The following is a 24804-nucleotide window of genomic DNA, read 5'->3' as shown; positions in this document are numbered from 1 at the left end:
TCTGAGCCTCCTGATCGTGTTTTAACTTACAGGCTGTTCATTATTTTGATGTGACGCCTTAGATCCAGAACGGTGAAGGCGGCAATAACAGCCAGGCTCACCTTAAAGATCAAACCCACATGCTCAGTGATGCGCGGGTCCAGACTTTCAGAAATACCCACAATTACTGTGTGATCTGCATGGGCGAGAAGCAGCCCCAAAATAATCAGTCCAACAACGTCAATCAGCAGGGCCAACACAACCGTAGACTTGTGCCACAGTTGGCTGAACAATTGCCAACCATACAAAGCGATAGAGCACAGCAACAGAATATTTACCGGCCAGTACATCAGGTGAAAAATATCGTGAAACTGGATCGTTAAACTGTCTAATGTGTAGGTTGCATCCTGCGAAAAGTCCAGCCAGTGATTCCAGATAATAAAGATTGCTACATCGCTGATCACGTTGGTGACGGCATCCTGCTGATCTGATTTACTTTGCTTTATTCCCTGGGCTTTGAGCGGGTCCCAATCTTCCTTGAAATAATCGGTTTTGCCCTGGTATTCCAAAATTGCAAATATCAGGGTTGTCAGGGCAAAAGCAATCAGCCCCAATTCCATTAATCCCCCAAACCAGCCGGACGTGAGGAACAGATCGCTGGTGCCGGTGACATAGCGCAACAGCCCATTGATGAAGAACAGGATGAGTACCAGAGTCAGTGCGATTCGCACGCTGTAGCGCCAAACCGGAAACAGCTCAGGTCCAATCAGATATTGCTGTTTTCCGTATTTGGCGGCAACCGTGCGGGGCGAGCCCAACTTCCTCAAAACTTCAGCGATTTCTTCATCAGAGGCATCTCGTCCTTTTTCTTCGGCAATGGTCTCCAGATGCTCTTCGATGCTGCTTTGCAGTTCAGCTAAAACATCTCTATCCGCTGAGTCGGGTAAATTCGACTCTACCTGGGTCAGGTAAGTTTGCACCAGATTCATTTTTCCACTCCTTGCAGAATTTGCTCAATGTTAGTATTTAGGATTCGCCACTCACTTTGCATGGCCTGTAAAGCAATAACGCCGTCTTCAGACAACCAGTAAAAACGCTTTTTTCTTTTTGTTTCTTCGCGCCACTCACTGTTGAGCAGGCCTTGTTTCTCAAGGCGCCTTACAAGTGGGTATAGCGTACCTTCATCAATATCTAAGCCATTCTCAATCAGTGCTTTCCTGAGAGAATAACCATAGTGCTCTTGCCTGAGTTGCATAAGTACAGCAAGCACCAAAATTCCGCGGCGCAATTCTTGTTTTAATTTATCCAGTTGTTCGGTTTCCAAAGGTCATCTCCTGAACGCGGTCACACTAATACTTTAATATGCATGTTGCCCCCAGACTTAGCCAGGGAGTTTATACTGGTTACTGCATACTGTTTGATAAATACTGTGTGATAAACAGTGTTAATACTATGCGCCGTATAGTATGTGTCGTCAAGTAAATTATTAAAAATATCACTGTAATGGCAGGCAAGCGATTGATACAGTTGTACTTTTATTTATACAGGCAGTATTAGTTTTTACACGGAGACGGAATTATCTGACCGTTGAACTGAATCAGACTGAACTGCTATTGTCCATTTCAGGAATTGCTGCAAATAGGGAAAAGTGTGAATAACGACTCGTTACCCGTGTTAAAAAACATCAGGTTTATTTTACTTAGTGCGCTGCTACTGTTGCTTGCGGGATGCAGTACTCAACCCACCGTACATATCTATGGCAAATATCTGAAGGTTGATACTGTTCAGCAATTAGAACAACAGTTTGTGGAACTGGGTTACCAGGCCGAAATCAATCAACTGGATACCCCGGTGTCTATTACAGAAAACACCATTTTGTATTCGCTGATGCTGGAAGAGCAGGCGACATTAGATAATGCAGTGGCGGCATTGCAACAGAGTGGGTTTGAGGTGAATCTGTTGCAACCTATGGTAAGGGGCAATCATTGGTATACTAAAAACTCGTTAGCCCTGATTTTGTTTCCAACTGACAGCAGTACAAATAATCACTTTTATCAGCAGGATCTGGTGCATCAATATCAGGTGTCTGAATGCAAAACACCGTTGCGGTTGCAATTAAATGCAGATTTCAGCTATCAGCTAACAGGACGTGAGTGGACCCAGGAGGAATTGCCTTTAGTTAGAGGCAGTTGGCATTACCGACAGTACCCTTATGTGGAACTACGGCCTGGCAACAATACCCAATGGCATATGTATTTTGAAATTAGCCGCTCTACTACAACCGATCAGATTAGTCGCATTGAGATGCAAAAACTATCACCCCTCGAGCCCTATAAATTGATTTCAGGCTGTACTTTTGAAGTAGGGGAGCGTATTTAAAGGGAAAGCGCTATTGTTATTGTCAGAGTAAAAGACCGGCGCGAGCCGGTCTTGTTTAAGCGTTAAACTCTTAAAAATCTACCATTCGGTTGTAAATCTGACACCGAATTCACTGGCATCGTTAGACAAAATTCGCAATACATAGTCGCCGGTATTCAGGCGCGCATTGTCGTAACGCTCATCAAAGATATTTCGTCCGTATAACCCTACTGTATAGGCTTCATTGCCTGGCGTGTAGGAAATATCCATGTTCACCAGGGTGCGGTCTTCAATCAACGTCATACGCTCAGGTGCTGAGCTGGGCTCGCCATACATATCATCACGCCAGGAGTAATCCACTCTGACTTTCACTGAGGCGCCGTCTTCCATAAAGAACTCGTAGGCGGGGCCAAATGCGATTGTCCATTCAGGGGTTAACGGTGCAACCGGGGTGAATACAGTGCCATCCACCAATTGCTCGTCTACTTCAACATCCATAAAGCCAATGCTGGTTTGCAGGCTGAAATTGCCCAGTGTCAGGTTGCTGTCGAATTCTACACCACGGGAGGTTTGCGACACTACCAGGTTAGCAGTATCAAAACCGGCATCACTGACCTGACTTACCTGATAAGGCAGGTCATCATATTCTGTATTGAATAGGGCGATGCTCATATCCAGATAGTCAGTTAAACGGCCCTTAACACCCACTTCATAGTTCACGGCAGTGATGTTTTCAGTCGCAGTAAAACAATTATTTGCGTTCACTGTTTCAATTGCATTGTCCAGGTCATCAAAACCTCCGGCGCCAAAGAACTGACCAATCAAACAATAAGGGCGGGCAGGATATTGTCCCCCCTGATATCCCGTCTGAATGGTGGCGTAAGCATTCATGCCATTGTCAAACGTGTAATTTCCGGCCAATTCCCAGCTCAGTTCATCCCATTCATCAGCGTCATAGATAGTGCCAAGCGCCGGGAAAACGTTGGCTGATGCGTCTTTTTCATCTTCTGTATAGCGCAGACCACCTGACAGACGAAGTGCGTCTGAAACGTCATAACCCACATTCACAAAGGCTGCTTTACTGGTCGCTTTTTGATCCAGTTGCAGGGTATTGCCTCCTGCGTCGAAACTGGAGTCAGCACCCTGACGGTTGTCACCTTCTTCCTGGAACCAGTACAAACCGGCCACAAAGTCAGCGCTTTCTCCCAGGTAACCACTAAACTGCAGTTCTACAGAGTCCTGTTCAGCGCTGCCACGCTCAGGATAATGATCCAGCGCGTACACCGTTGCATCGTCATCCAGGCCAGCTTTGTACTCTGAAGAGCGATGGCTGGCGATAATTTTCATCATCAGGTCATCACTGATATCCCACTCAGTTGTAAAAGACACGCCATGAGCGCTATTGGAAACTTCATTGACGGCGTCAGTACCAGTGGCATTGTCATAGATGTCTGCTGCGACGTCGTCATTCGATAACATCACGCCGACACCGTTGTTACCTGAGGTGTAACGCGTGTCAGGGCCCAGCTCGTCAATGAGTGCGGTGTAGGGGCGCAAGCCACCGTCACCGTTATTGCCATCGGCTGTCAGAATGAAGCGCAATGAATCAGAAGGTTCATATTTAACGGAGAAACGACCGTATACTTCCTGAGTTTCACCCACATCCCATTTAGGGTTTTCCAGGTTGTAGAATTCACCCAGACCATCGCGTTCGGTATAACCAATATTCATGTTAAACGCCAAACCTGGCGACAGTTCACGGTTGGTGAAAATATCGGTGCGCAGACGACCTCGGGTGCCTGCTTCCAGGTTGACTTTAGTTGAGTTTACCTCGTTGGGTTGTTTGGTGATGATATTGATTGCACCACCGATAGAGTTTCGGCCATACAACGTACCTTGTGGGCCACGCAAAACCTCAATACGCTCGATATTTGACAGGCTCCAGTTTTGTCCAACCTGGCGACCCAGGTAAACCCCGTCCACATAAACACTGACGCCAGGATCTGTGGTGATCAGGTGGTCTTGTAAACCGATACCGCGAATAAATGGATTGGCTGATGAAGTGTGGCCAGCCGAAAATCCGGTAACATTCAGGTTGGGAACAAACTTGCCGACATCCGTCAGGTCGCTGATGCCTTGCTCTGCCAACGCGTCACCCTGAAAAGCGCTGATGGCAATGGGGACCTCATAGATAACCTGCGCCCGTTTTGTGGCGGTAACGGTAATTGCTTCGAATTCTGACGCCTCGTCTTCGGATTCCTGGGCATTGACCGTGCCTGAAAGTGCAAGTTGAATTGCTGCGCACAGAAGTGATGTTCTGAGCAGCCTGTTGCTGTCGCGGTGTGTGTTCATGTTTTCTCCGTTGCAACACCACATAGATCTGGGCCGGTGTTGCGATTGTGTGTATGTTTTATTTGTTGCCTACGGCTTCCGGGCTTAGCAATATGCTGATGGCTTTGCTGTCGGGAAGGTGTTTTTGTAAGGCATTATTTGTGTGGCAGCTTCGTGATGAAGTGCTTCTTTACGCGGGAAGGTATTTTAGCGCCATTTTTGCATTATTGTTAATTTTTTTTGACCAAAAGGTCGAATTTTGTACTTTTTGTTTGATAATTTTCTATTACACCCTGTTCCCAGAGATTGTTCGCTGTTCAATTCGCCGCAAATTAGATAGAATTCCGGCCCTGTTTTTGAGGTAAGTAAAGAATAAATATGTTTGAAATCAATCCTGTGCAAAATGGTATCGCAGACGTAAAAGCGCGTACTGAACTGCTTAGGGGGTATCTTTGACTTTGCTGTAAAGTCAGAGCGCCTTGAAGAAGTTAATCGGGAGCTGGAATCTCCTGATGTATGGAACGAGCCTGAACGCGCGCAAGCCTTAGGTAAAGAGAAGGTTGCATTGGAAATCGTAGTGGATACGATTTTGCAGTTAGACCAGGGCGTTGAAGATGTAGAAGGCCTTCTGGAATTGGCGATTGAAGCCGAAGACGAAGAGACTTTCAATGAAGCTCAGGAAGAACTTAACGCGATGATCGGTAAGTTAGAAGAGCTGGAATTTCGCCGCATGTTTTCCGGTCCAAATGACAGCAATGATTGCTATCTGGACATTCAGGCGGGCTCCGGTGGCACCGAAGCACAAGATTGGGCAAATATGCTGTTGCGCATGTATTTGCGCTGGGGTGAAGAACATCAGTTTAAAACCGAACTGATTGAAGTGTCTGACGGGGATGTGGCCGGTATTAAAAGTGCTACAATTCGCTTTGGTGGTGAGTATGCCTTTGGCTGGTTGCGCACAGAAACCGGGGTGCATCGTTTAGTGCGTAAATCACCGTTTGATTCAGGTAATCGTCGTCATACATCTTTTGCATCAGCGTTTGTTTACCCTGAAATCAATGACGATATTGAAATTGAAATTAATCCGGCTGATCTACGCATTGATACCTATCGGGCCTCAGGTGCCGGTGGTCAGCACGTAAACCGAACGGATTCAGCGGTACGTATTACTCACTTACCCACCAATATCGTGGTGCAGTGTCAGAATGACCGGTCGCAGCACAAGAATAAAGACCAGGCCATGAAGCAGTTAAAAGCGAAGCTTTATGAGTTTGAGTTGCAAAAACAAAACGAAGAAAAGCAAGCGATGGAAGATAACAAATCGGATATCGGTTGGGGCAGTCAGATACGTTCATACGTATTGGATGATTCGCGCATCAAAGATTTGCGTACCGGTGTAGAAACCCGAAATACTCAGGCCGTCCTGGACGGTGATCTGGATAAGTTTATTCAGGCCAGCTTGAAATCTGGCCTTTAAATCAGGAAATTATAGACACATGTCTGAGCAACAACTCGATGAAAACAAATTAATCGCGGAACGCCGTGGCAAACTGGCGACTATTCGGGAAAATTGTCCTGCGAATGCACACCCGAATAAGTTTCGCAGAGAGAACTACAGTGCCGATTTGCAAATGGCTTTTGGCGATCACGATAAAGAAAGCCTGGAAGAACTGGCCGTTCAGGTGTCTGTTGCTGGGCGTATTATGTCCAAACGCGGCCCCTTTTTAGTCTTACAGGATATGAAAGGCCGTATTCAGGCCTATGCCGCCAAAGATGTGCAAAAGGACTTAAAAGCGAAATACGGCCAACTGGACATCGGTGACATAATCGGTGTCAGCGGAGCGCTGCATAAATCCGGTAAAGGCGACTTATATGTCAACATGGAAAGCTACGAATTGTTGACGAAGTCTCTAAGACCATTACCTGAAAAATTCCACGGGCTGGCTGACCAGGAAACCAAGTATCGCCAGCGTTATGTGGACTTGATCATGAGTCCGGAAACCCGTGAAACCTTTGTGATGCGCAGCCGCATTGTTGACGGCATTCGCCGTTACCTGAGCGATCGCGATTTCATGGAAGTCGAAACTCCGATGCTGCAGGTTATTCCAGGCGGTGCAACGGCTAAGCCATTTGTAACTCATCACAATGCGTTAGATATTGATATGTATTTGCGTATTGCTCCGGAACTATATCTGAAGCGATTAGTGGTGGGTGGCTTTGAACGGGTATTCGAAATTAACCGGAACTTCCGTAACGAAGGTCTGTCAACGCGTCACAATCCCGAGTTCACCATGATCGAGTGGTATCAGGCTTATGCCGATTATCACGATTTGATGGATTTAACCGAAGACATGTTGCGTACCTTAGCGCGGGATATATTAGGCACTACGGATATTCGCAACACTACCAAAAACGAAGAGGGTGAAGTTGTCAGTGAAGTGATCTACAACTTTGGCGAACCCTTTGCCCGTTTGAGCATGGCAGACGCTATTATCAAACATTACCCGGAAGTGGATGCTGCCATCATTAATGATGCAGAAAACAATCTGGAAGGTTTACAAGCCATAGCCCGTCAGTTGCACATCAAAGAGCCGGAAGTGGATGGTATTTGGGGACCAGGAAAATACCTGTGTGAGATCTTCGAAGCGGTAGCGGAAGAAAAGCTGGAGCAACCCACATTTATCACTGAATATCCGTGGGAAGTGTCGCCCTTAGCGCGTCGCAACGATGACAATCCTTTTATCACTGATCGTTTCGAGTTCTTCGTAGGTGGTCGTGAACTGGCCAACGGTTTCTCCGAGCTTAATGATGCTGAAGATCAGGCGGCGCGCTTTAGAAAGCAGGTGGAAGAAAAAGAAGCCGGTGACGATGAAGCCATGCATTTCGATGACGACTACATTCGCGCCCTGGAATACGGATTACCGCCAACAGCAGGCGAGGGTATAGGTATCGATCGTCTGGTGATGTTGTTCTCTGATTCACCGACGATTAAAGATGTGATCCTGTTCCCGCACATGAAACCGGAAGTCACTGAATAGTCCCGCGGTTCAATGCGACAACGTTCAAAACAGGCGCTGAAAAGCGCCTTTTTTATTCGCGGCAGAAAAGACTTTTAATTCCTGTAATATGAAATCAGGTTTCACTCCAGAAAAACACATAATTCCCTGTGGTGTTTGCCTGACTGTCCTGTTCTGATGTGGTCCATTCGATATCGGTAAAGTTGAGAGTTAATTGTTCTGTGGCCATATCATTTGCATGTGATTGGGTTTCAATGGAGCTGATCATGCAGTTGAAGAGTTTAACCGTCACTATATTACCGATGATGGAATTGCCATCTCCATCGATGTTGGCATTGCGGCATAAAAATAATTGAGTCGGTTCAATACCATCGTCAATTGGGGTAGCGGATAGCATATGCTTGTATAAGAGCGGTGATGCTTTGTCTATGTATTTAACGATTTTGAGATCTTCCATATCAGGACGCCCTGAGGTTCTGGCAGAATTACTCACATTGGTGGTCATTTGTTGTTTAAAACCATACCCCATGGAAACAAGCTCGATACATCCTGACAAGTCTTCGCCGGACGTCATCAGTTCACCATCAATCATGCTGGCTCCCGCTAATTCTTGACGTCCAGGTTTTAGCAAAACTAAATCCAACTGTTTTTCCTCTGGATGGGGTTAACCGATCCAGCATAGGAAAGATCACCGTCGTTGTAAAACTATTCTCCGCTATGACTGCGAAGGCCGTAAAATAAGGAGCTGCACTTTTCTTAATCGCTAAACAGGGTTATTATATCGTATATTTACAAAATACAATATAGGGTGGGTTATGACAGAATTTACACCGTTGATGGCAATGGTTGGGGGAGTATTCATTGGCCTGGCCGGGGTGATATTGTTATTGGCTCATGGACGGGTAATGGGGGTATCTGGTTTAGTGGGTAATATTATCAATGCGCCAAAACAATCCCGTATTGCAGTTTGGTTTATTCTGGGCTTACTGACTGGCCCCGCGATAATCAATGCATTTCAGTATGATTACGCACAGATTAAATTACCTGCGGAAATATCACTGTCCTGGTGGCAAATAATTACTGGTGCGGTTTTAGTGGGGGTGGGTACCCGCATGGGTGCCGGTTGCACGAGTGGTCATGGTATCTGTGGTATTGGGCGGTTTTCGCTTCGTTCGGTCATTGCTACCTGTGTATTTATGCTAACGGGCATTGTTGCTGTCGCGCTAATGCGCCACCTGGTGGTATAGGAAACAACCATGACAAAAGTATCAAATTTGATGGCATTCTTATCGGGCCTGACTTTTTCTATTGGATTACTCCTGTCTCAGATGGTGAATCCGCTGAAGGTTCAGAACTTTTTAGACTTCTTTGGTAGCTGGGACCCCAGTTTATTGTTGGTTATGGTAGCTGCGCTGACAGTTTATTGGGCTGGTTATTTCATGGTTAAACCCAGGCTGTCTAAACCCTGGTGTGAACCGGGTTTTAACCTGCCTGTTCAGCAAAAACCTGACAAGTCCTTGCTGTGGGGGGCTGTTTTATTCGGCGCCGGTTGGGGAATAACCGGGTTGTGTCCTGGTCCGGCATTGGCCAACATACCTGGTGGGGAGCCGCGGTTATTGGTGTTCGTTACTGTGATGGTTGTCAGTATGAAAGTGTTTGACACACTGAGATATTCAGGAAAAGGATGAATTCATGAACATGCCTTTTTCTGAAATGGAACAACATGCCGGGCAGGCGGTCGCCATGCTAAAAATGCTGGCCAATAAACACCGCCTGTTGTTGCTATGTATTTTACAATCGGGTGAAAAGTCAGTTTCTGAGTTAAATGCGCTGGTGACTATACCGCAGTCTACCTTATCTCAACATCTGGCGTTTTTACGGCGGGAAAACCTGGTGTGTACAAGGCGAGACGCACAAACTATTTATTATTCACTGGCAGATAAGAAGGTGATCCCTATTGTCAGTTTATTGCACCAATTGTATTGCCAGTAAACAGGCGTTAATCGATGCCTACCACCTGACTACGGCGTTCCATTGCAACCACATTCATCCAGGTGTTATGCAGTTTACCGAGTCGTTCCTGGGTGCCAAGTGTTTTGAATCCGCATTTTTGGTGAAGCGCAATGCTGGCCAGGTTTTGTTCGAAGATACCGGCTTTTAATGTCCAGATCCCTTGTTGTTCAGAGCAATTGACTAGCGCCTGCAAAAGTTGTTTGCCACCGCCAAAGCCTCTGGCATCTGATGCCATATAGACGGTAACCTCAGCCACGCCGGCGTAACAACATCGACTGGAAACCGGCGGCAAGGCTGCCCAACCACATACCCGGTTACTTTCGTTAACGATCACCAGGCGACAGGAATGGACAAAGGACTCGTCCCATTCCTGCCAGGACTTGACCTCAGTTTGAAAGGTGGCTAAACCGCTATCAATGCCTTGCTGGTAGATAGCCTGAACACATTCAAAATCCATTTTAACAAATGGGCGAACCTCAAACATAGTGTTGTCAATTTGCAATTTTAACTGTGCTAAGTGTGAGACAAACCGCCAGGGTTCGCAACTTATAGAACCTGTCTTTAGAGTAAGTTATTGTCTTTATTAGTATTGTTCGATATTTGCGAATCCGGTGTTGGGGAGTTTTGTTGTTCGGGTAATTGCCATTCATCACCAATCACTTCATCCTCCTGGTCTTGCTCTTCCCAGGGGTATAGTGGCTCGACCGGCTTGGGATCTGCGCGGCGGAAAAACACAGCGGCTACTAAGCCAGCAACAGCGCCAAACAGGTGATATTCAAAGGACACCCCTTGCTCTCTGGGAAAGATAGTCAGGGTCATACTGCCGTACATAAAAAATGCTATCATCATCAGGGCAATTGAACGTTTGTCCCGCCGCAATATACTGGCCAGCAGCAGGTAGAAGAAAAGTCCGTGAGTTAAACCACTGGCACCAAAGTGCCACGCTTCACGCGCAAATACCCAGGTACCCAGCCCGGAACCAATCCAGACAATAGCGATAGTCCAATATTTAGAGTTGGGGTAGCCAAAATAGAGCGCCCCCAGCAACAGTAATAACGGCAAACTATTGCTGGCGAGGTGTTCGAATGAACCATGTACTAAAGGCCCCGTGACAATGCCGACTAACCCCGCAAGTTTACCCGGGTAAACACCGAGTTCATGGAGCGAGACGCCCAGCGTTACCTCAGCAATTTTAATACACCACAAACTCACTACAAACAACAGGCCGGGTATGGCAGCCTGTTTAATACTGACTAAAGCACCAGGTTTTACAGAAGACAAACTAATTTCCAATCACTCATCATTAAGGAAGATATAGGGTGGCTGTCCGGAAATACCAGTACTTTGTGCTTTAGTGTTGTTCATTTTGTTTAAGCAGCCATTGTCGCTCTTCCGGGGAGGCGAATTGTTCATCCCATGCTGCCAGCCTGGGTTTCATTAGGTAAAACCATAATGGAGGAACCAGAGTCAGGCCCAACGTGCCCAGATAACCGGTGGGCATCAAAGGCGCCTCTTTCATCGGTTTAAGGTATTGAAAGGGCACATTGGCATTGGCGTGGTGATGCGAATGTCGGGTTAAGTTGAACAGTGACCAGCTGCTAATTTTGTTATTGGCATTCCATGAATGTCTGGGAAATACGCGTTTTCCGGGAACTCTCACCAGACCATAGTGTTCCATGTAGTTGACAATCTCCAACAAACTTTTGGCAATAACGCCTGATAATACAAAGAACAGTAGACCGGATAATCCCCCCAATACATAACTGATCAGCATTAATATCAGACTCAATATCACCCCGTGAATAAATCGATTCTGCAGCGACAATACGGCTGTGTTTGTTCGCAACAACCGCTTTTTTTCTATGTTCCATGCACTGATATTGCCCTGGATTGTGGATATCACCATGTGCTGGTAGACGTTTCTGCCGCGCGGAGCACTGGCGGCGTCCTGTGTGGTTGCGATGTTGATATGGTGACCAAAAACATGTTCAATGGCAAAGTTACTATCAAAACTGAATGCCAGTAACCAACGTCCGATGCTGTGGGCTGTGCTTCCCCATTTCCGGTGCACTAACTCATGGGCAGTGACTGTACCCAGTGTGCCTGTCAGTAGCCCACAATAAAAAACGGCTACCCACCAGATTAAGTCAATTTCCCCTGTTGCTCGGGCAAGTTGCCAAATGGCACTGAAAATCAGCACTGATAATAGTGGTAATGCGCTCCAGAGTTGCCAATGATAAAACACGTTCGCTTTGGGTGCAGGCTCGGATAAATCATCACCCAACATCAGGTCTCCCAAAATAATGGACATCAGGGTGAAAAGAAAACCCGCAACAATCCACATGCCTCCCAGACTCAGAGACACAATTCCAACCAGCGCGTAAAAGTGAAACAGAAAAAATTTTAAATAGTGCATGCACGTTTTCTCAAAGTAACAGTAAAACCGGTACCGCCAGATATTGAACTAACAGCCAGCCTTGTGGGGAGGTGTACTTGTGACAAAAGGGGAGTCATTTATTGACAAGGTCAACAATAACCGGCATAACGTGCTTCTGTCATAGTGATAAAAGCACCGCGAATTAGTTTGTACGTCCCGGCACATTACATAACGCACATTGGTAAATTACTTCAGGCAATGGGCATTGATGCTTTGCAGTGGCTAAAAGAGTGTGAAGCATCGCCAAAACTGTTGGAAGATGACTCGTTGTGGCTCCCTCGTCGACAATATGAGCAACTTGTCGAAGAAGCGCTGCGTCTGTCACCGGTGCCTGATATCGGATTAAGATTGGGAGAAATGCTGGGGATAGGAAGCCATGGTTTACTGGGGTATGGTTTGTTGTTGTGCGAGGATCTGGCTCAGGCGACCAGGCTGTTGAATAAATACATCAGTACCCGAAGCGGTTTTATTAAAACTGCGATTGAAGAAACATCCGACAGTTTGAATATCCAAATTTGCTCCACCTTTGAAAATCAGGCTTTGCACCAGGCGTTTTGTGAAACTGTAGCGGTTTCGTTGGCCAAGCTGTTTACTGTTCTGGCCGGGCAGGATCGCATGGCAGCGGTTATCAAAGCCGTTCACTTTGACTTTGCTAAACCCGATTACATCGCGAGTTTTCAGCACCACCTGCCGACTTCACTGTACTTTTCCGCTCATGACTGCGTAATTGGTCTGGAGAAACAATGGCTTCACCACCATTTTAGTCAGGCCGATGAGATGGCGCTCAAACAATTAACCCGTCAGTTTGAACAGCAGTTAAAGCAGATTAGCACGGACATACCTGAATCATGGCAACATAAAGTGCAGGCTATATTAAAACAGGAACAGCATTGCGTGCCGGCATTGCAGGACGTGGCGAAGTTATTATTCGTAACACCCCGCACCTTACACCGCAGACTAATCGCTGAAGGTACCAGCTTTCGGGATTTAATGGTAACTCACAAAAAAACGCAGGCAGAGAAATATTTGTCGGAGTCCGCTATGACCATACAGCAAGTTGCCTGGGCATTAGGCTACGACGATGTAGCAAACTTTCGGCGAGCCTTTAAAACCTGGTTTAACCTGACACCCACTCAATTTCGCCAGCAAATACTGGATAAAGCAACAACACCATGAATAACACTGAACACAATTTGATTCCGACAGATATCGCTAAACCTGTTACATTGCATTTCGCCCATGCGAATGGGTTTCCGGCCAGCAGTTATAAAAAGTTATGGCAGTTTTTCCCGGATAATTTTGTGATACATGCCCATGAAAAATTCGGCCATGACAAACGATTCCCGGTTAACGACAACTGGCAAAATCAGGTGAATGAGTTAATTTGTTATTTGCAGGACAACTGTCAGGAAGCCGTATATTTAGTGGGGCATTCTTTTGGTGGTGTGATTTCCTTTTTAACCAGTTGCCAACGACCTGATTTGGTAAAAGGGCTGATAATGTTAGATCCTCCCATCATGGTGGGAATGATGAGTCACGTATTTCGGGTTCTCAAAAAAACGCCTTTGATTGATAAATTAACCCCATCGGGAAAATCTAAAATTCGCAAGGTAAGTTGGGATGATAAAGAGCAGGTACTGGAATACTTTAAACCCAAAGCGTTATTCCGGAATTTTGACCCTGAATGTGTACAAGATTATGTATCCTCAGCTATCAGGGCGGAAGGCAAGGGAGCCAAACTGGCCTATCATGCAGAAGTTGAAACCGCGATTTTTAGAAATATTCCTCACAATCTGAACTTATTCAGTAACAAACTAAGCGTTCCTGCTAAGCTTTTTACTGCACAACATACTAATGCCTGCTTTCCGCCGATGGTGCGGCGCTTGCTAAAGCAACAGCCTGCAATGGAACATCAGTTAATTAAGGGCGTGGGCCATATGTTTCCCCTGGAAAAGCCTCAAATGACCGCCGGATTAATTACCCAGACACTGAATGGCTGGGAATCTGACGCTGTGCAAAAATGAACCTGTGAGCGGTAAAGACATTCAGCTTCTGCTGTCTGAATGTCGATTTTATATAAAATCGCGATGGTGTATTTCATCAGGCCGGGTTGTACTGTTACAATCGCAATTCAGTTACTGCGCGTTCATTGAGCCCCGGGTGACACAGAATTAGTGCTCAAAACAGCAATCGGACTCAAATAAGTAATTCGTTTCTTAGTTTTTCGCAGCGTACCTATTTAGTAAGGGAATAAACAGTCTTGTCTCGCCCAGCTTCTATGACAATTAATCTTGATGCTCTGCGCCATAACCTGGCCATTGCTAAAAAGAGCAGCCCGCTAAGCAAAATCGTTGCCGTGTTAAAAGCCAACGCTTATGGACATGGTGCTGTGGAAGTGGCGTTTGCTATCCAGGACCGGGTGGAAATGTTTGCGGTTTCCAGTATTGAAGAAGCCATGCATTTACGGGATGCCGGGCTAACACGCCCGGTTTTATTGCTGGAAGGCTGTTTCAGTGAAAACGAGTTAGCCCAGGCTGCAGCCTTTGATTTTTCGGTTGTATTTCACAGTGAGTATCAGGTTAATGCTTTGGAAAAGCAGTCGCTGACTAAACCCTTATCGGCCTGGCTTAAAATCGATACCGGAATGCATCGGCTTGGCGTGTATCCCGATTCAGCTTTGCGTTTGTATCAGCGCTTAAAACAATCAAATAAAACGCGAGACCTGGTCACCTTGATGACCCATATGGCCAGCGCAGATTTACTGGATGAACCATACACTGCGCAGCAACTGGCGATATTTAAACAGGTTAAAAAACACATCATCGCCTCCGGAGCCAGTGATATTTCAACCAGTATTGGGAATTCCGGCACTATCCTGGGCTGGGACGAGGGGCGCAGTGATTTTGTCAGGCCCGGCATAATGCTTTATGGCTTGTCACCTTTCGACGTTCCGCATCCCGAGGCAGATAAACTGCTACCAGTCATGTCACTTCAGTCAAAAATCATTGCGATACGCACTATTGATAAAGGCGAACGCGTTGGTTATGGCAGTACGTGGGAGGCACCGCAACCTTCGCGCATAGCGACTGTGGCAATAGGCTATGGTGACGGATATCCCCGGAATGCCAAAAGTGGCACCCCGGTGTTAGTGCGAGGAAAACGAGCCTGTTTGGCGGGCAGGGTTTCCATGGATATGCTGAGTATTGATATTACGCATATTCCGGAAGTGAGAATGGGCGATACGGTAACTCTGTGGGGGGAATCGTTAAGTGCAAACGAAGTGGCACGTTGGGCTGATACTATTGGTTATGAATTGGTTACCCGAATGCCGCTGCGTGTACCGAAAACCTATATCCTTTCGGAGACGTAAAAAAGGCTGGTCCTGATCGGCCAGCCTTGGGGTAAATATTTAACAGATTAAGAGTAGTATCCTACCTGTAATCACTAATCTGCTTAGACAGCGAATTAGTGATTACATTTACCGTCAATACATCTGCCATATAGATACAAGCTATGGTTGGTTAGTTTAATACCATGCGCTTCACAGATTTCCTTCTGGCGGGTTTCGATAACGTCATCTTCAAATTCAATGACTTTACCGCAATCAAGGCAAACCAGATGGTCGTGATGATTTTTATCACTGATTTCAAATACGGATTTACCACCTTCGAAGTGGTGTCTGTCCAGGATACCCGCATCATCAAACTGGTTTAATACGCGGTACACAGTCGCCAGGCCAATATCTTCGCCTTGCTCTAACAAAATCTTATAGACATCTTCTGCGCTAATGTGCTGATTTTTCGGTTCTTTTAAAATTTCCAGTATCTTTAGACGGGGCAGCGTAACCTTCAGGCCGGCTTTCTTTAGTTCTTGATTTTGATCCATGTTCTTGGCTTTTCAGACATTAATTATCGTTATTATAAGTGACTTCTACAGGATTGAAAGGGGGGTATTCAGAATAAAAATATTGGCTATTTGTTAAAAACAAGTTAACTGGTTGTACCACATGGCGCTATACTAGGCTAGAATTAAGAGAGTATGCTAAGAAAATCAGAGATTTAAAGCCCTATGTTGGAACATGTTTATTCAGGCCCGAAGGCAACATTAAAGGGTAACCTGGGTTTGGTCGATACAAACCTAACCGATTGAATGCCAATTAGAAAAATAATGAGGCAAGGAAAGATATGCGATTTACAGTAGTAGCGAAAACAATTCTCGGCTTTATCTTGCTGGGTTTTGTGTTGTTTATCACCAATGTCATGTCATATGTTGGCCTTTCGGATATTCGCGAGTCATCTGAGTCGGTGATAAATGAAAAAATGCCTCTGCAAAGTCAGGTTCTGAAAATCCAAACCCAGTTGCTCAATCTGGGCAAAGCGTCTTTAAGCGGTTATTACCTGGATAATCTGTCAGCACTTAATAGCAATAAAGCACAATTCGACGAACTACTCGGTGAGTTTGAAGGAACGCTACGCGATTTACAGCGCATGCCGATGGGCGATGGTCAGCTTCGTTATTTGAGTGACGGCAAGCGTTCAGTGGAGTCCTACCTACAGAATGCGAAAAACATGTATTTAGAAAGACAGAGTTTTTTAAATCAGCGGGACAGTATAATCAGCTACATGGACAAGGTTTCGCTGGCAGTGGATGATACCAGCGCACCCTTACTGGATTTAGCGTATATGCCGGGTGCGGAGAGCGACGACAACCTGAAGAGTCTGGCGGGAGCCGGCAACAACATAGATACGCTGCTGATTACGTTGCTTAATTCCACGAACGAATTGGTTGTTACCCAGGACCCCAAAGTATCAGAAGACATCGCCAGTACCATGGAGTTTTCCATGAGTAATATCGATGAAGCTGATCAGTTTGTATCGCGGCTCGCTGAGTCGGTAGATACTGATGGATTAGTAGAAGATTACAAAGAACAACTGGCAAAACTCAGGCCGCTGATTTTTGGCAGCAATGGTGTCATTGCTATGCACCGATTTAAACTGGACAAACTGGCCAGCGCACAACAGGCCAAAACAGCCTCTGAAACCAGCCTGGATCAGGCAATCGAGCATTTTAAAGCGTTGTTTGACGAAGTTAATGACAGCACCCTGGCCGGGCAGAACGAAATACTGGAGATTATCGAGAGTAACATCACTATCGGTGTCATTATTATGTTGTTGGGCACGGGTCTGGCTGTCGGCACAGGCTTTGTAGTCTACAAGAGTATCTCTGTGCCAATTGGCCGAATTGCCCGCAGCTTGCGTGTAATCAGCTCAGGTGATCTGACGCATAAGGCGGATGCTTCCAGCAACTGTGAATTTGGTGACTTATCGAAGCAGGTTAATGTACTTTCAGAGAACCTGCATCAGTTGGTGGTACATATCCTTGAACAGCAGGAGGGATTAAATGCTGCAACTGCGCAAACTGTAGAGTTGGGTCATGAAGCGCTTGAAAAAGTGGATAAACAGCGGGAGGAAATCCACCTTACTGCAGAAAGTACCGAATTAGTCAGAAAAAGTAGCCAGGATAACGTTGAGCAAATCCGCATGGGAATGGAAAAACTCAATGAAGTGGCACAACAATCCGCGCAGGCAAGTGGGCTTGCTGCCCAGGGTGAAAAGCAAATTCAGCAACAGGCGACGCAGGCAGATTATTCCCGGGAGGTTATCTCAAACCTGGCTGAAAACAGTCGCAATATCGGCGGCATCCTGGATGTGATTAAGAGTATTGCTGAGCAAACAAATTTACTGGCACTCAATGCCGCTATCGAAGCGGCCCGGGCGGGTGAGCAAGGCCGGGGCTTCGCCGTTGTGGCGGATGAAGTTAGAACCCTGGCGACAAAGACACAGAATTCCACACAAGAAATCGAAACCATGATTGGCAGTTTGCAATCTGATGCTGATAAAGCTGTACGGACTATTGAAGAAGGTAAAGAGTTGTCAGATAAGAGTGTGGCAATGATCCGCGAAGTAAACAGCAAGGTTTCTCAGATCACAAATATTATCGAAGAACTGTCAGACGTGAATCATCGCATTGTGAAAGATTCAGGCGAACAGGACAGGGTGCTTAATGATGTATCGAAACGTTTGAACACCATTGTTGATCTGGCGGATAACAGCGCAGCACTGACAGAACAGTCGAATACAGCGACCGAAGAAGTCAATTGCCTGATGGCGCAATTGCAGGACGCGGTAACGCGATTTAAAGTTTAATTTAGGTGTCAGAAAACAAAAAAGGGAGCGAGGCTCCCTTTTTTGAGTTATCAATCTGAATCAGGCTAATTCAGCCAGACACATTTCATCAAATATTTGCTTTGACCAGGCTTTAACTCTTTGTTCTGTTAATTCTGGCTGGCGGTCCTCATCAATGCCCAAACCAACAAAGTGGTTATCATCAACAAGGCCTTTGGACGCTTCAAAATCATAGCCTTCAGTTGACCAATGCCCAACGATGATGGCGCCTTTTGTCTCTACGATATCTCTGACCATGCCCATGGCATCTAAGAAATATTCAGCATAGTCTTCCTGATCACCACAACCAAAAATACCCACCAGTTTGTCTGTAAAGTCAATTTCTTCCAGCTCAGGGAAAAAGTCATCCCAGTCACATTGGGCTTCACCATAGTACCAGGTAGGGATACCTAAAAGTAAGAAATCATACTTCTCAATATCTTCTTTTGTGCTTTTAGCAATGTCATGAATTTCGATGACATTTTTGCCTATTTCTTTCTGAATCATTTTGGCGACGTGTTCGGTATTCCCCGTGTCACTACCAAAAAACAGTCCGACGATTGCCATAAACTTATATACTCACTCTAAAACATTATTCCTGAACTGGTTCAGGCCTGATAAGTTACTAAATCTAATAAAAAGCGCTGATGTCAGGCATCAGGCGCTAAAAAATACCTGGATTACGCCTTTGGCTAAAAATCCGACACAACCAAAAAACAGCACAGAATATACTACAATTCTGCCGCCCATTGGGATGTTGTTCTTTTTCAGTACATCATGTACTGCAAACCCCATTAATACGAATAAACCACTCAATGCCAGATACATTACAATGGCTTCTATCTGTTCATAGTACTCGCTTAGCATGGCGTTCTTGGTTCGACCCTTTTAAATTGGCGCGCACTATAGCACAGACGCGACTTGTTGTTAATTGTGCAATTGATTTTCATTATCATCTTGACGATTTAGTCACTGTCTTCTAAAAATCTTGAAACAATTCCCGCGAACACGTTGGGTTTTTCTGCGTGTAACCAGTGCCCCGTGCCATTAATGACTTTTGCTTCCGCGTGCGGAAAAAGCGCCCCAATAGCTGGTTGATGGTCTCGGGTGATATAGTCACTGTTACCACCTTTAATAAATAGAGTTCTGGCCCGGTAAGGGGCACTACCCAGGATCGCCTGCGACAGAATGGCATAGTCACGGATTAACAGATCTAAATTAAAACGCCAGGCATAACTGCCGTCATCCTGCTTGTATAAACTTTTTAATAAAAACTGTCGCACGCCGGGTTCCATGATGAATTCCGCCATCAGTTTATCCGCTTGCTGACGACTGTTGATTTGTGCCAGATCAACATTTTGCAGACCATTAAACACATTCTGATGCCTCGGTGAGTATTGCACCGGTGCGATGTCTGCCACCATGAGTCGCTTCACCAGTGAAGGTTGTGATAACGCCAGATGCATTGCCACTTTGCCTCCCAGTGAGTGACCCAGTAAATTCACCTGGGATACTTCAATACTTTGCAGTGTTGCGGCAACACTTTGCGCATAGTGCTCAAAACTGAAGGTGTCAGAAAACGGGGATTTTCCATGGTCCGGCAAATCAATACTAATTACCTGATATTCGCCGGCAAGCTGCCTGGCAATCACGCCCAGGTTTTCCAGGCTACCAAACAATCCATGTAGCAATACAATCGGCTCTCCTCGGCCCTTAACGTCATAATTCAAAGTCATATGGTTACTTATTTACTGGTCAGCGATGTTATTTTATAAATTTAATTGAAATGTGTAGGCAATAGGTTAATTTAACAAGTATAAAAATACTGGTATTTGCATTTTGGACATGAAAACAGCCCTGATACTGCCAATGAACCAGAACAAGAGTGATACTGTGCTGCTGTCGGCAGATACAATATTATTCCCCGTTACCCCTGCAATCGTCGCTTCGTTTATTGTCTTAAAAAATAGGATTTATTGATATGGCACTTCATCCGCAGGCCGGTCAACCGGCTTCCCGAGAGCAGTTAGTTAATGTTCCCCGATTGATGACCAGTTATTACAGTAAGGTACCGGATGCTTCTGACAGCACCCAAATGGTCTCGTTCGGCACGTCTGGGCACAGAGGTAGCTCAATTTCTTCCACCTTTAATGAAACCCACATTGCTGCGATTAGCCAGGCGCTGGCGGAATACAGAATAAATCAAGGCACAACCGGTCCTATGTTTATCGGCATGGATACTCATGCACTGTCAGAAGCGGCGTTTGTTACTGCAGTTGAAGTGTTAGTTGCAAATGGCGTTACAGTGGTCGCTCAGCAAAATCAGGGTTATACACCCACACCGGTTATTTCCCACGCTATTTTGTGTTACAACCAAAACAGCAGCGGCGCCCAGGCAGACGGTATCGTTATTACGCCTTCACACAATCCCCCCGAGGATGGTGGCTTTAAATATAATCCACCCAATGGTGGCCCTGCTGATAGTGATGTTACGACGATTATTCAAACACGGGCAAATCAAATTATTGTTGATGGAAATCGCGATATTAAGAAAGTGACCTTCAATCAGGCGGTTAACAGCGATTTATACTCTGAACGAGATTTCAAGCAAGATTACATTGCGCAACTGGACCAGGTAATAGATATGCAGACAATTGCGGCGGCTAATCTGAAATTGGGCACGGACCCACTGGGCGGCGCAGGATTAGAGTACTGGGACCATATCGCCGATCGCTATGGATTGAATATCGATGTAGTTAATCGCCGTGTCGACCCGACCTTTTCATTTATGACCCGGGATAAGGATGGCAAATTGCGAATGGATTGTTCTTCACCGTATGCGATGGCCGGGCTTATTGGGCTTAAAGATAAATACGATTTGGCATTTGGTAACGATCCTGATTTTGATCGGCATGGTATCGTCACCCCTTCAGTGGGACTCATGAACCCCAATCATTACCTGGCGGTTGCTATTCATTATTTGTATCAAAACCGTCCACAGTGGCCTGGCTCACTGCAGATAGGTAAAACCCTGGTATCCAGCTCCATGATCGACAGAGTTGCCAATGCTTTGGGTCGTAATGTTGCTGAAATGCCGGTTGGCTTTAAATGGTTTGTGCAGGGGATGTTGAATGCTGAATTGGGTTTTTCCGGGGAAGAAAGTGCAGGGGGCATCTTTTTACGTCGAGATGGTTCTGCCTGGGCAACAGATAAAGACGGGATTATTTTGTGCTTATTGGGCGCTGAAATTCTGGCAAAAACCGAAAAAGACCCCGGTGAACATTATCAGGCGTTAACCCAACAGTTTGGAGCACCTGCCTACAAACGCATCGACGTGGCTGCCTCACCGGCACAAAAAGATGCATTAAAGTCACTCAGTGCGAATGACGTCAGTTCAGAGCAATTAGCCGGTGAAACGATTAAGCAGGTGCAGACTCATGCGCCCGGAAATGGTGCAGCGATCGGTGGCGTGAAGGTCAGTACAGAAAATGGTTGGTTTGCTGCCAGACCATCCGGTACCGAAAATATCTATAAAATTTATGCTGAAAGCTTTAAGGGCGATCAGCATCTTGATGAGTTGCTCGCTGAAGCACAAAAATTGGTTGATGAGGTATTCAAAAAGCAAGGTTGTTAATGGTTGGTTTCTCAAGTGTTAATATGGTGTTAATAAATGCGTTAATGAGTTGTTATGCATACGTTTGCGCTAAAAAAATAACAAAAAAATAACATTTAACCCCTTAAATTTGTGATCTAAACATGGTTAACTCTGCACTAAATGTAATTTAATTACAGAACGGTGTAGAGTTTTTTCATTTTTGAACTGAAAAATAAGCACCAGATGTGCATTAACGAGGTTTAAATCAATGGCAACCAGATCCACGACAAAAAGAACTACAGCTAAAAAAGCCGCCGTTTCTAAAACGGTTAAGCCAAACACACCTGTCAGCAGCGAAATTAAGTTTGACAAAGAAGCATTAAAGCAATCAATCGTTCGTCATCTGCATTGCAGCCTGGGGACAGATGAGAACAAAGCGAATAATCACGCCTGGTGGAAAGCCGTTTGTGCAGCCATTAATGAGCAGGTATTAGAGCGTTTGCGTACCACGCAAAAAACGCATTATTTTAATGATACCCGCGCGGTACATTATTTTTCGGCAGAATTTTTAATGGGCAGATTGCTGTCCAACAATATGCATAACCTGGGATTGTTTGAAAATACAGACAAAGCCTTACAGGAACTGGGCATTAATCTGACGGATATCATGGAAGAAGAACCGGATATGGCGTTGGGTAATGGCGGCCTGGGCAGACTGGCAGCCTGTTATATCGATTCACTGGCGACACTGGAGTTTCCGGCGATTGGTTATGGTCTGCATTACGAGCACGGCCTGTTTCGCCAGGAGATCCAAAATGGTGCACAGATTGAGCGACCAGACAGTTGGCGTGACTACGGCAATCCATGGGAAATTTGCCGTCCTGAGTCTATCCAGGAAATTCCCTTATACGGTTACGTAGAGACTAAATACGGCGAAAACGGCAAAATTCAAAAAGAATGGCACCCGGGTTCCATCGTTAAAGGTTTACCCTGGGATATCCCGGTAGTGGGCTATGAAGGTAAAACCGTCAACGTTTTGAGATTGTGGCAAAGTCAGTCATCTGACTACTTTAACTGGGATGTATTTAATGCCGGAGGTTATATCGACTCTCATTCAGAAACGGTACAGGCAGAGACCATTTCCAAGGTACTGTACCCCAATGATGAGACCGAAGCGGGTAAAGAGCTGCGTTTAATTCAGCAATATTTCTTCTGTGCCTGTTCACTGAAAGATATCGTAAGACGCTACAAGCGCGCCCATGGAAACGACTGGAGCCGCTTTGCCGAGCAGGTTGTTATTCAGCTGAACGATACTCACCCGGCGATCGCCATCCCTGAACTGATGCGTATCCTGGTGGATCGCGTTGAAATGCCCTGGGAAGACGCCTGGAGTATGACCACAAAAGTATTCGCCTACACCAACCACACATTGCTTCCTGAAGCGTTGGAGAAGTGGCCGGCTAAAATGATTGAGAAAATCTTGCCGCGTCACCTTGAGATCATTTATGAAATCAATCACAGATTCATGAAGGAAGTCGATGCTAAGTGGCCGGGGCAGGCAGAGATTAAAACCAAGCTTTCGATTATTGAAGAAGGCAATGAGAAAATGGTCCGCATGGGACATTTAAGCGTTGTCGGTTCATTTGCAGTAAACGGCGTTGCCGAAATTCACTCTAAATTAGTGAAAGCCAACCTGTTCCCTGAATTTGATCAAATGTGGCCTGGCAAATTTACTAACGTCACCAACGGCATTACCCCGCGACGCTGGCTTAAAGCCTGTAATCCGGAGTTGTCTGCGCTGATTGACAACAAAATCGGTACTGACTGGCCGGTACACCTGGATAAATTAACCGGGTTAAACCAATTTGCGAAAGATAAAAAGTTCCAGAATGAATTTATGGCAATTAAACGTCGCAATAAGGTCGCGCTGGCAGAAGAAGTATTGCGTTTGACCGGTGAGACCATTGACCCTGATGCCATTTTTGATATTCAAATCAAACGTTTGCATGAGTATAAGCGTCAACATCTGAATTTGCTGCACATCATGGCATTGTATCGTCGCCTGCTGGAAAATCCGGACTACGATATGCACCCAAGAGTATTTATCTTTGGCGCTAAAGCGGCACCGGGCTACAAACTGGCAAAAGACATCATTTATGCCATTAACAAGGTGGCAGAACGCATCAATGCCGATAAGCGTGTAAACAGCAAACTTAAAGTGATCTTCATGCCAAACTATCGGGTTTCGTTGGCAGAAAAAATGATTCCTGCGGCTGACGTGTCAGAACAAATTTCTACCGCGGGTAAAGAGGCCTCCGGAACCGGTAACATGAAACTGGCGTTAAACGGTGCCCTGACTATCGGTACTATGGATGGCGCTAATATTGAGATTGCCGAAGAGGTAGGTGAAGATAATATCTTTATATTTGGACTGACAGTGGATGAAGTCAATGCACTGCGTGAAAAAGGCTATAACCCACACGATCACTATTATCAGAACGCTGAAATTAAAGCGGTTCTGGATTGGTTGGATACCGATTACTTTACCCCGGGTAAGCCTGGTGAATTATCTTCCATAAAACGTAGTTTATTGGATCACGGCGATGCCTATTTAGCACTGGCGGATTACGAGTCTTATTCAGAGGCACACAGTCGGGTTGACAAGGCCTACAGAGATAAAGCTGGCTGGGCAGAGATGGCCATAATCAATACGGCGAACATGGGTAAATTTAACTCAGATCGCTCTATCCGTGATTATGTGTCTAAAATCTGGAAATTAGACAGTTGTAAGGTAACTTCTTAACCCAAAAACGCAGGTGAAAGTAAGACAAGTATCTTATATAACACCTT

At 45.6% G+C, this 24804-nt stretch carries 23 protein-coding genes; 12 read left to right on the top strand and 11 right to left on the bottom strand.

Features of this window, described 5'->3' with window-relative positions; genetic code table 11:
* Positions 1–26: 26 nt before the first annotated feature.
* Together LJ740_RS02900 and LJ740_RS02895 are read right to left on the bottom strand one after the other, a co-directional pair.
* Positions 27–968, bottom strand: coding sequence for an HAAS signaling domain-containing protein (locus tag LJ740_RS02900; protein ID WP_229527555.1), 942 nt, complete (start codon positions 966–968; stop codon positions 27–29).
* The gene (locus tag LJ740_RS02895) at positions 965–1303 is read right to left on the bottom strand and encodes a PadR family transcriptional regulator (protein ID WP_229527554.1); all 339 of its coding nucleotides are present in this window, start codon (positions 1301–1303) and stop codon (positions 965–967) included. The genes LJ740_RS02900 and LJ740_RS02895 overlap by 4 nt, the downstream gene beginning before the upstream one ends.
* A gap of 326 nt (positions 1304–1629) precedes the next feature.
* On the opposite strand from LJ740_RS02895, the gene LJ740_RS02890 reads away from it, so the two are divergent.
* Complete coding sequence (locus tag LJ740_RS02890) at positions 1630–2358, top strand: hypothetical protein (RefSeq protein ID WP_229527553.1); 729 nt, start codon at positions 1630–1632, stop codon at positions 2356–2358.
* A gap of 78 nt (positions 2359–2436) precedes the next feature.
* Here the strand turns inward: LJ740_RS02890 and LJ740_RS02885 are convergent, their stop codons facing one another.
* Positions 2437–4689: a TonB-dependent receptor gene (locus LJ740_RS02885; RefSeq protein WP_229527552.1), complete on the bottom strand. Its 2253-nt coding sequence runs from the start codon at positions 4687–4689 to the stop codon at positions 2437–2439.
* Between the two features lie 357 nt (positions 4690–5046).
* On the opposite strand from LJ740_RS02885, the gene prfB reads away from it, so the two are divergent.
* A protein-coding gene (gene prfB / locus LJ740_RS02880; protein ID WP_229527551.1) for a peptide chain release factor 2 occupies positions 5047–6145 on the top strand; the annotation gives its coding sequence in 2 pieces (ribosomal slippage) (positions 5047–5121 and positions 5123–6145; 1098 coding nt in all).
* Positions 6146–6164: 19 nt separating this feature from the next.
* The gene (lysS, locus tag LJ740_RS02875) at positions 6165–7706 is read left to right on the top strand and encodes a lysine--tRNA ligase (protein WP_229527550.1); all 1542 of its coding nucleotides are present in this window, start codon (positions 6165–6167) and stop codon (positions 7704–7706) included.
* Between the two features lie 94 nt (positions 7707–7800).
* Here the strand turns inward: lysS and LJ740_RS02870 are convergent, their stop codons facing one another.
* Positions 7801–8328, bottom strand: coding sequence for an Hcp family type VI secretion system effector (locus tag LJ740_RS02870; RefSeq protein WP_229527549.1), 528 nt, complete (start codon positions 8326–8328; stop codon positions 7801–7803).
* A gap of 172 nt (positions 8329–8500) precedes the next feature.
* Between LJ740_RS02870 and LJ740_RS02865 the strand changes: the two genes are divergently transcribed.
* The 3 genes from LJ740_RS02865 to LJ740_RS02855 are packed head-to-tail and all read left to right on the top strand — an operon-like array spanning position 8501 to position 9677.
* A complete protein-coding gene (locus tag LJ740_RS02865) occupies positions 8501–8932 on the top strand; it encodes a YeeE/YedE family protein (protein WP_229527548.1) in 432 nt (143 codons plus the stop codon).
* Positions 8933–8941: 9 nt separating this feature from the next.
* Entirely contained in the window at positions 8942–9373 is a 432-nt protein-coding gene (locus LJ740_RS02860; protein WP_229527547.1) for a DUF6691 family protein, read from the top strand.
* A 10-nt stretch (positions 9374–9383) separates the two neighbouring features.
* Entirely contained in the window at positions 9384–9677 is a 294-nt protein-coding gene (locus LJ740_RS02855; RefSeq protein ID WP_229528027.1) for an ArsR/SmtB family transcription factor, read from the top strand.
* Positions 9678–9684: 7 nt separating this feature from the next.
* Here the strand turns inward: LJ740_RS02855 and LJ740_RS02850 are convergent, their stop codons facing one another.
* The 3 genes from LJ740_RS02850 to LJ740_RS02840 form a co-directional block, all read right to left on the bottom strand.
* Complete coding sequence (locus LJ740_RS02850) at positions 9685–10182, bottom strand: GNAT family N-acetyltransferase (RefSeq protein ID WP_229527546.1); 498 nt, start codon at positions 10180–10182, stop codon at positions 9685–9687.
* A gap of 77 nt (positions 10183–10259) precedes the next feature.
* On the bottom strand, positions 10260–10979 hold the full coding sequence (locus LJ740_RS02845) for a rhomboid family intramembrane serine protease (protein WP_229527545.1): 720 nt from the start codon (positions 10977–10979) through the stop codon (positions 10260–10262).
* A 70-nt stretch (positions 10980–11049) separates the two neighbouring features.
* A complete protein-coding gene (locus tag LJ740_RS02840) occupies positions 11050–12114 on the bottom strand; it encodes an alkane 1-monooxygenase (RefSeq protein WP_229527544.1) in 1065 nt (354 codons plus the stop codon).
* Between the two features lie 144 nt (positions 12115–12258).
* Here LJ740_RS02840 and LJ740_RS02835 point away from each other — a divergent pair, with 144 nt between their 5' ends.
* The 3 genes from LJ740_RS02835 to alr all read left to right on the top strand — a co-directional run bounded on the left by LJ740_RS02835 (position 12259) and on the right by alr (position 15505).
* Entirely contained in the window at positions 12259–13311 is a 1053-nt protein-coding gene (locus LJ740_RS02835) for an AraC family transcriptional regulator ligand-binding domain-containing protein (protein WP_229527543.1), read from the top strand.
* Entirely contained in the window at positions 13308–14159 is an 852-nt protein-coding gene (locus tag LJ740_RS02830; RefSeq protein WP_229527541.1) for an alpha/beta fold hydrolase, read from the top strand. Before LJ740_RS02835 ends, LJ740_RS02830 begins: the two co-directional genes overlap by 4 nt.
* A 254-nt stretch (positions 14160–14413) precedes the next feature.
* Positions 14414–15505 (top strand): alanine racemase, encoded by a 1092-nt coding sequence (gene alr / locus LJ740_RS02825; protein ID WP_229527539.1) that lies wholly within the window; start codon positions 14414–14416, stop codon positions 15503–15505.
* 95 nt (positions 15506–15600) lie between these two features.
* Here alr and fur read toward each other — a convergent pair whose 3' ends face one another.
* Positions 15601–16020 carry a ferric iron uptake transcriptional regulator gene (gene fur, locus LJ740_RS02820; protein ID WP_229527538.1) on the bottom strand — a complete coding sequence of 140 codons (420 nt, stop codon included), beginning with the start codon at positions 16018–16020 and terminating at the stop codon, positions 15601–15603.
* A 299-nt stretch (positions 16021–16319) separates the two neighbouring features.
* On the opposite strand from fur, the gene LJ740_RS02815 reads away from it, so the two are divergent.
* Positions 16320–18341 carry a HAMP domain-containing methyl-accepting chemotaxis protein gene (locus tag LJ740_RS02815; RefSeq protein WP_229527537.1) on the top strand — a complete coding sequence of 674 codons (2022 nt, stop codon included), beginning with the start codon at positions 16320–16322 and terminating at the stop codon, positions 18339–18341.
* Between the two features lie 60 nt (positions 18342–18401).
* Here the strand turns inward: LJ740_RS02815 and fldA are convergent, their stop codons facing one another.
* From fldA to LJ740_RS02800, 3 genes are all read right to left on the bottom strand, one after another.
* Positions 18402–18926, bottom strand: coding sequence for a flavodoxin FldA (gene fldA, locus LJ740_RS02810; RefSeq protein WP_229527535.1), 525 nt, complete (start codon positions 18924–18926; stop codon positions 18402–18404).
* Between the two features lie 90 nt (positions 18927–19016).
* Positions 19017–19226: a DUF2788 domain-containing protein gene (locus LJ740_RS02805; protein ID WP_229527534.1), complete on the bottom strand. Its 210-nt coding sequence runs from the start codon at positions 19224–19226 to the stop codon at positions 19017–19019.
* A gap of 98 nt (positions 19227–19324) precedes the next feature.
* Positions 19325–20095 (bottom strand): alpha/beta fold hydrolase, encoded by a 771-nt coding sequence (locus LJ740_RS02800; RefSeq protein ID WP_229527533.1) that lies wholly within the window; start codon positions 20093–20095, stop codon positions 19325–19327.
* A gap of 245 nt (positions 20096–20340) precedes the next feature.
* Here LJ740_RS02800 and pgm point away from each other — a divergent pair, with 245 nt between their 5' ends.
* Both pgm and LJ740_RS02790 read left to right on the top strand, forming a co-directional pair.
* Complete coding sequence (pgm, locus tag LJ740_RS02795; protein ID WP_229527532.1) at positions 20341–21993, top strand: phosphoglucomutase (alpha-D-glucose-1,6-bisphosphate-dependent); 1653 nt, start codon at positions 20341–20343, stop codon at positions 21991–21993.
* Between the two features lie 229 nt (positions 21994–22222).
* Positions 22223–24757 carry a glycogen/starch/alpha-glucan phosphorylase gene (locus tag LJ740_RS02790; RefSeq protein WP_229527531.1) on the top strand — a complete coding sequence of 845 codons (2535 nt, stop codon included), beginning with the start codon at positions 22223–22225 and terminating at the stop codon, positions 24755–24757.
* The last annotated feature ends 47 nt before the right edge of the window (positions 24758–24804 follow it).

The organism is Planctobacterium marinum (assembly GCF_020687805.1).
Lineage (GTDB): Bacteria > Pseudomonadota > Gammaproteobacteria > Enterobacterales > Alteromonadaceae > Planctobacterium > Planctobacterium marinum.
Note: the sequence above shows the minus strand (reverse complement) of the source record. Positions and strands in the feature narration are given on the sequence as shown.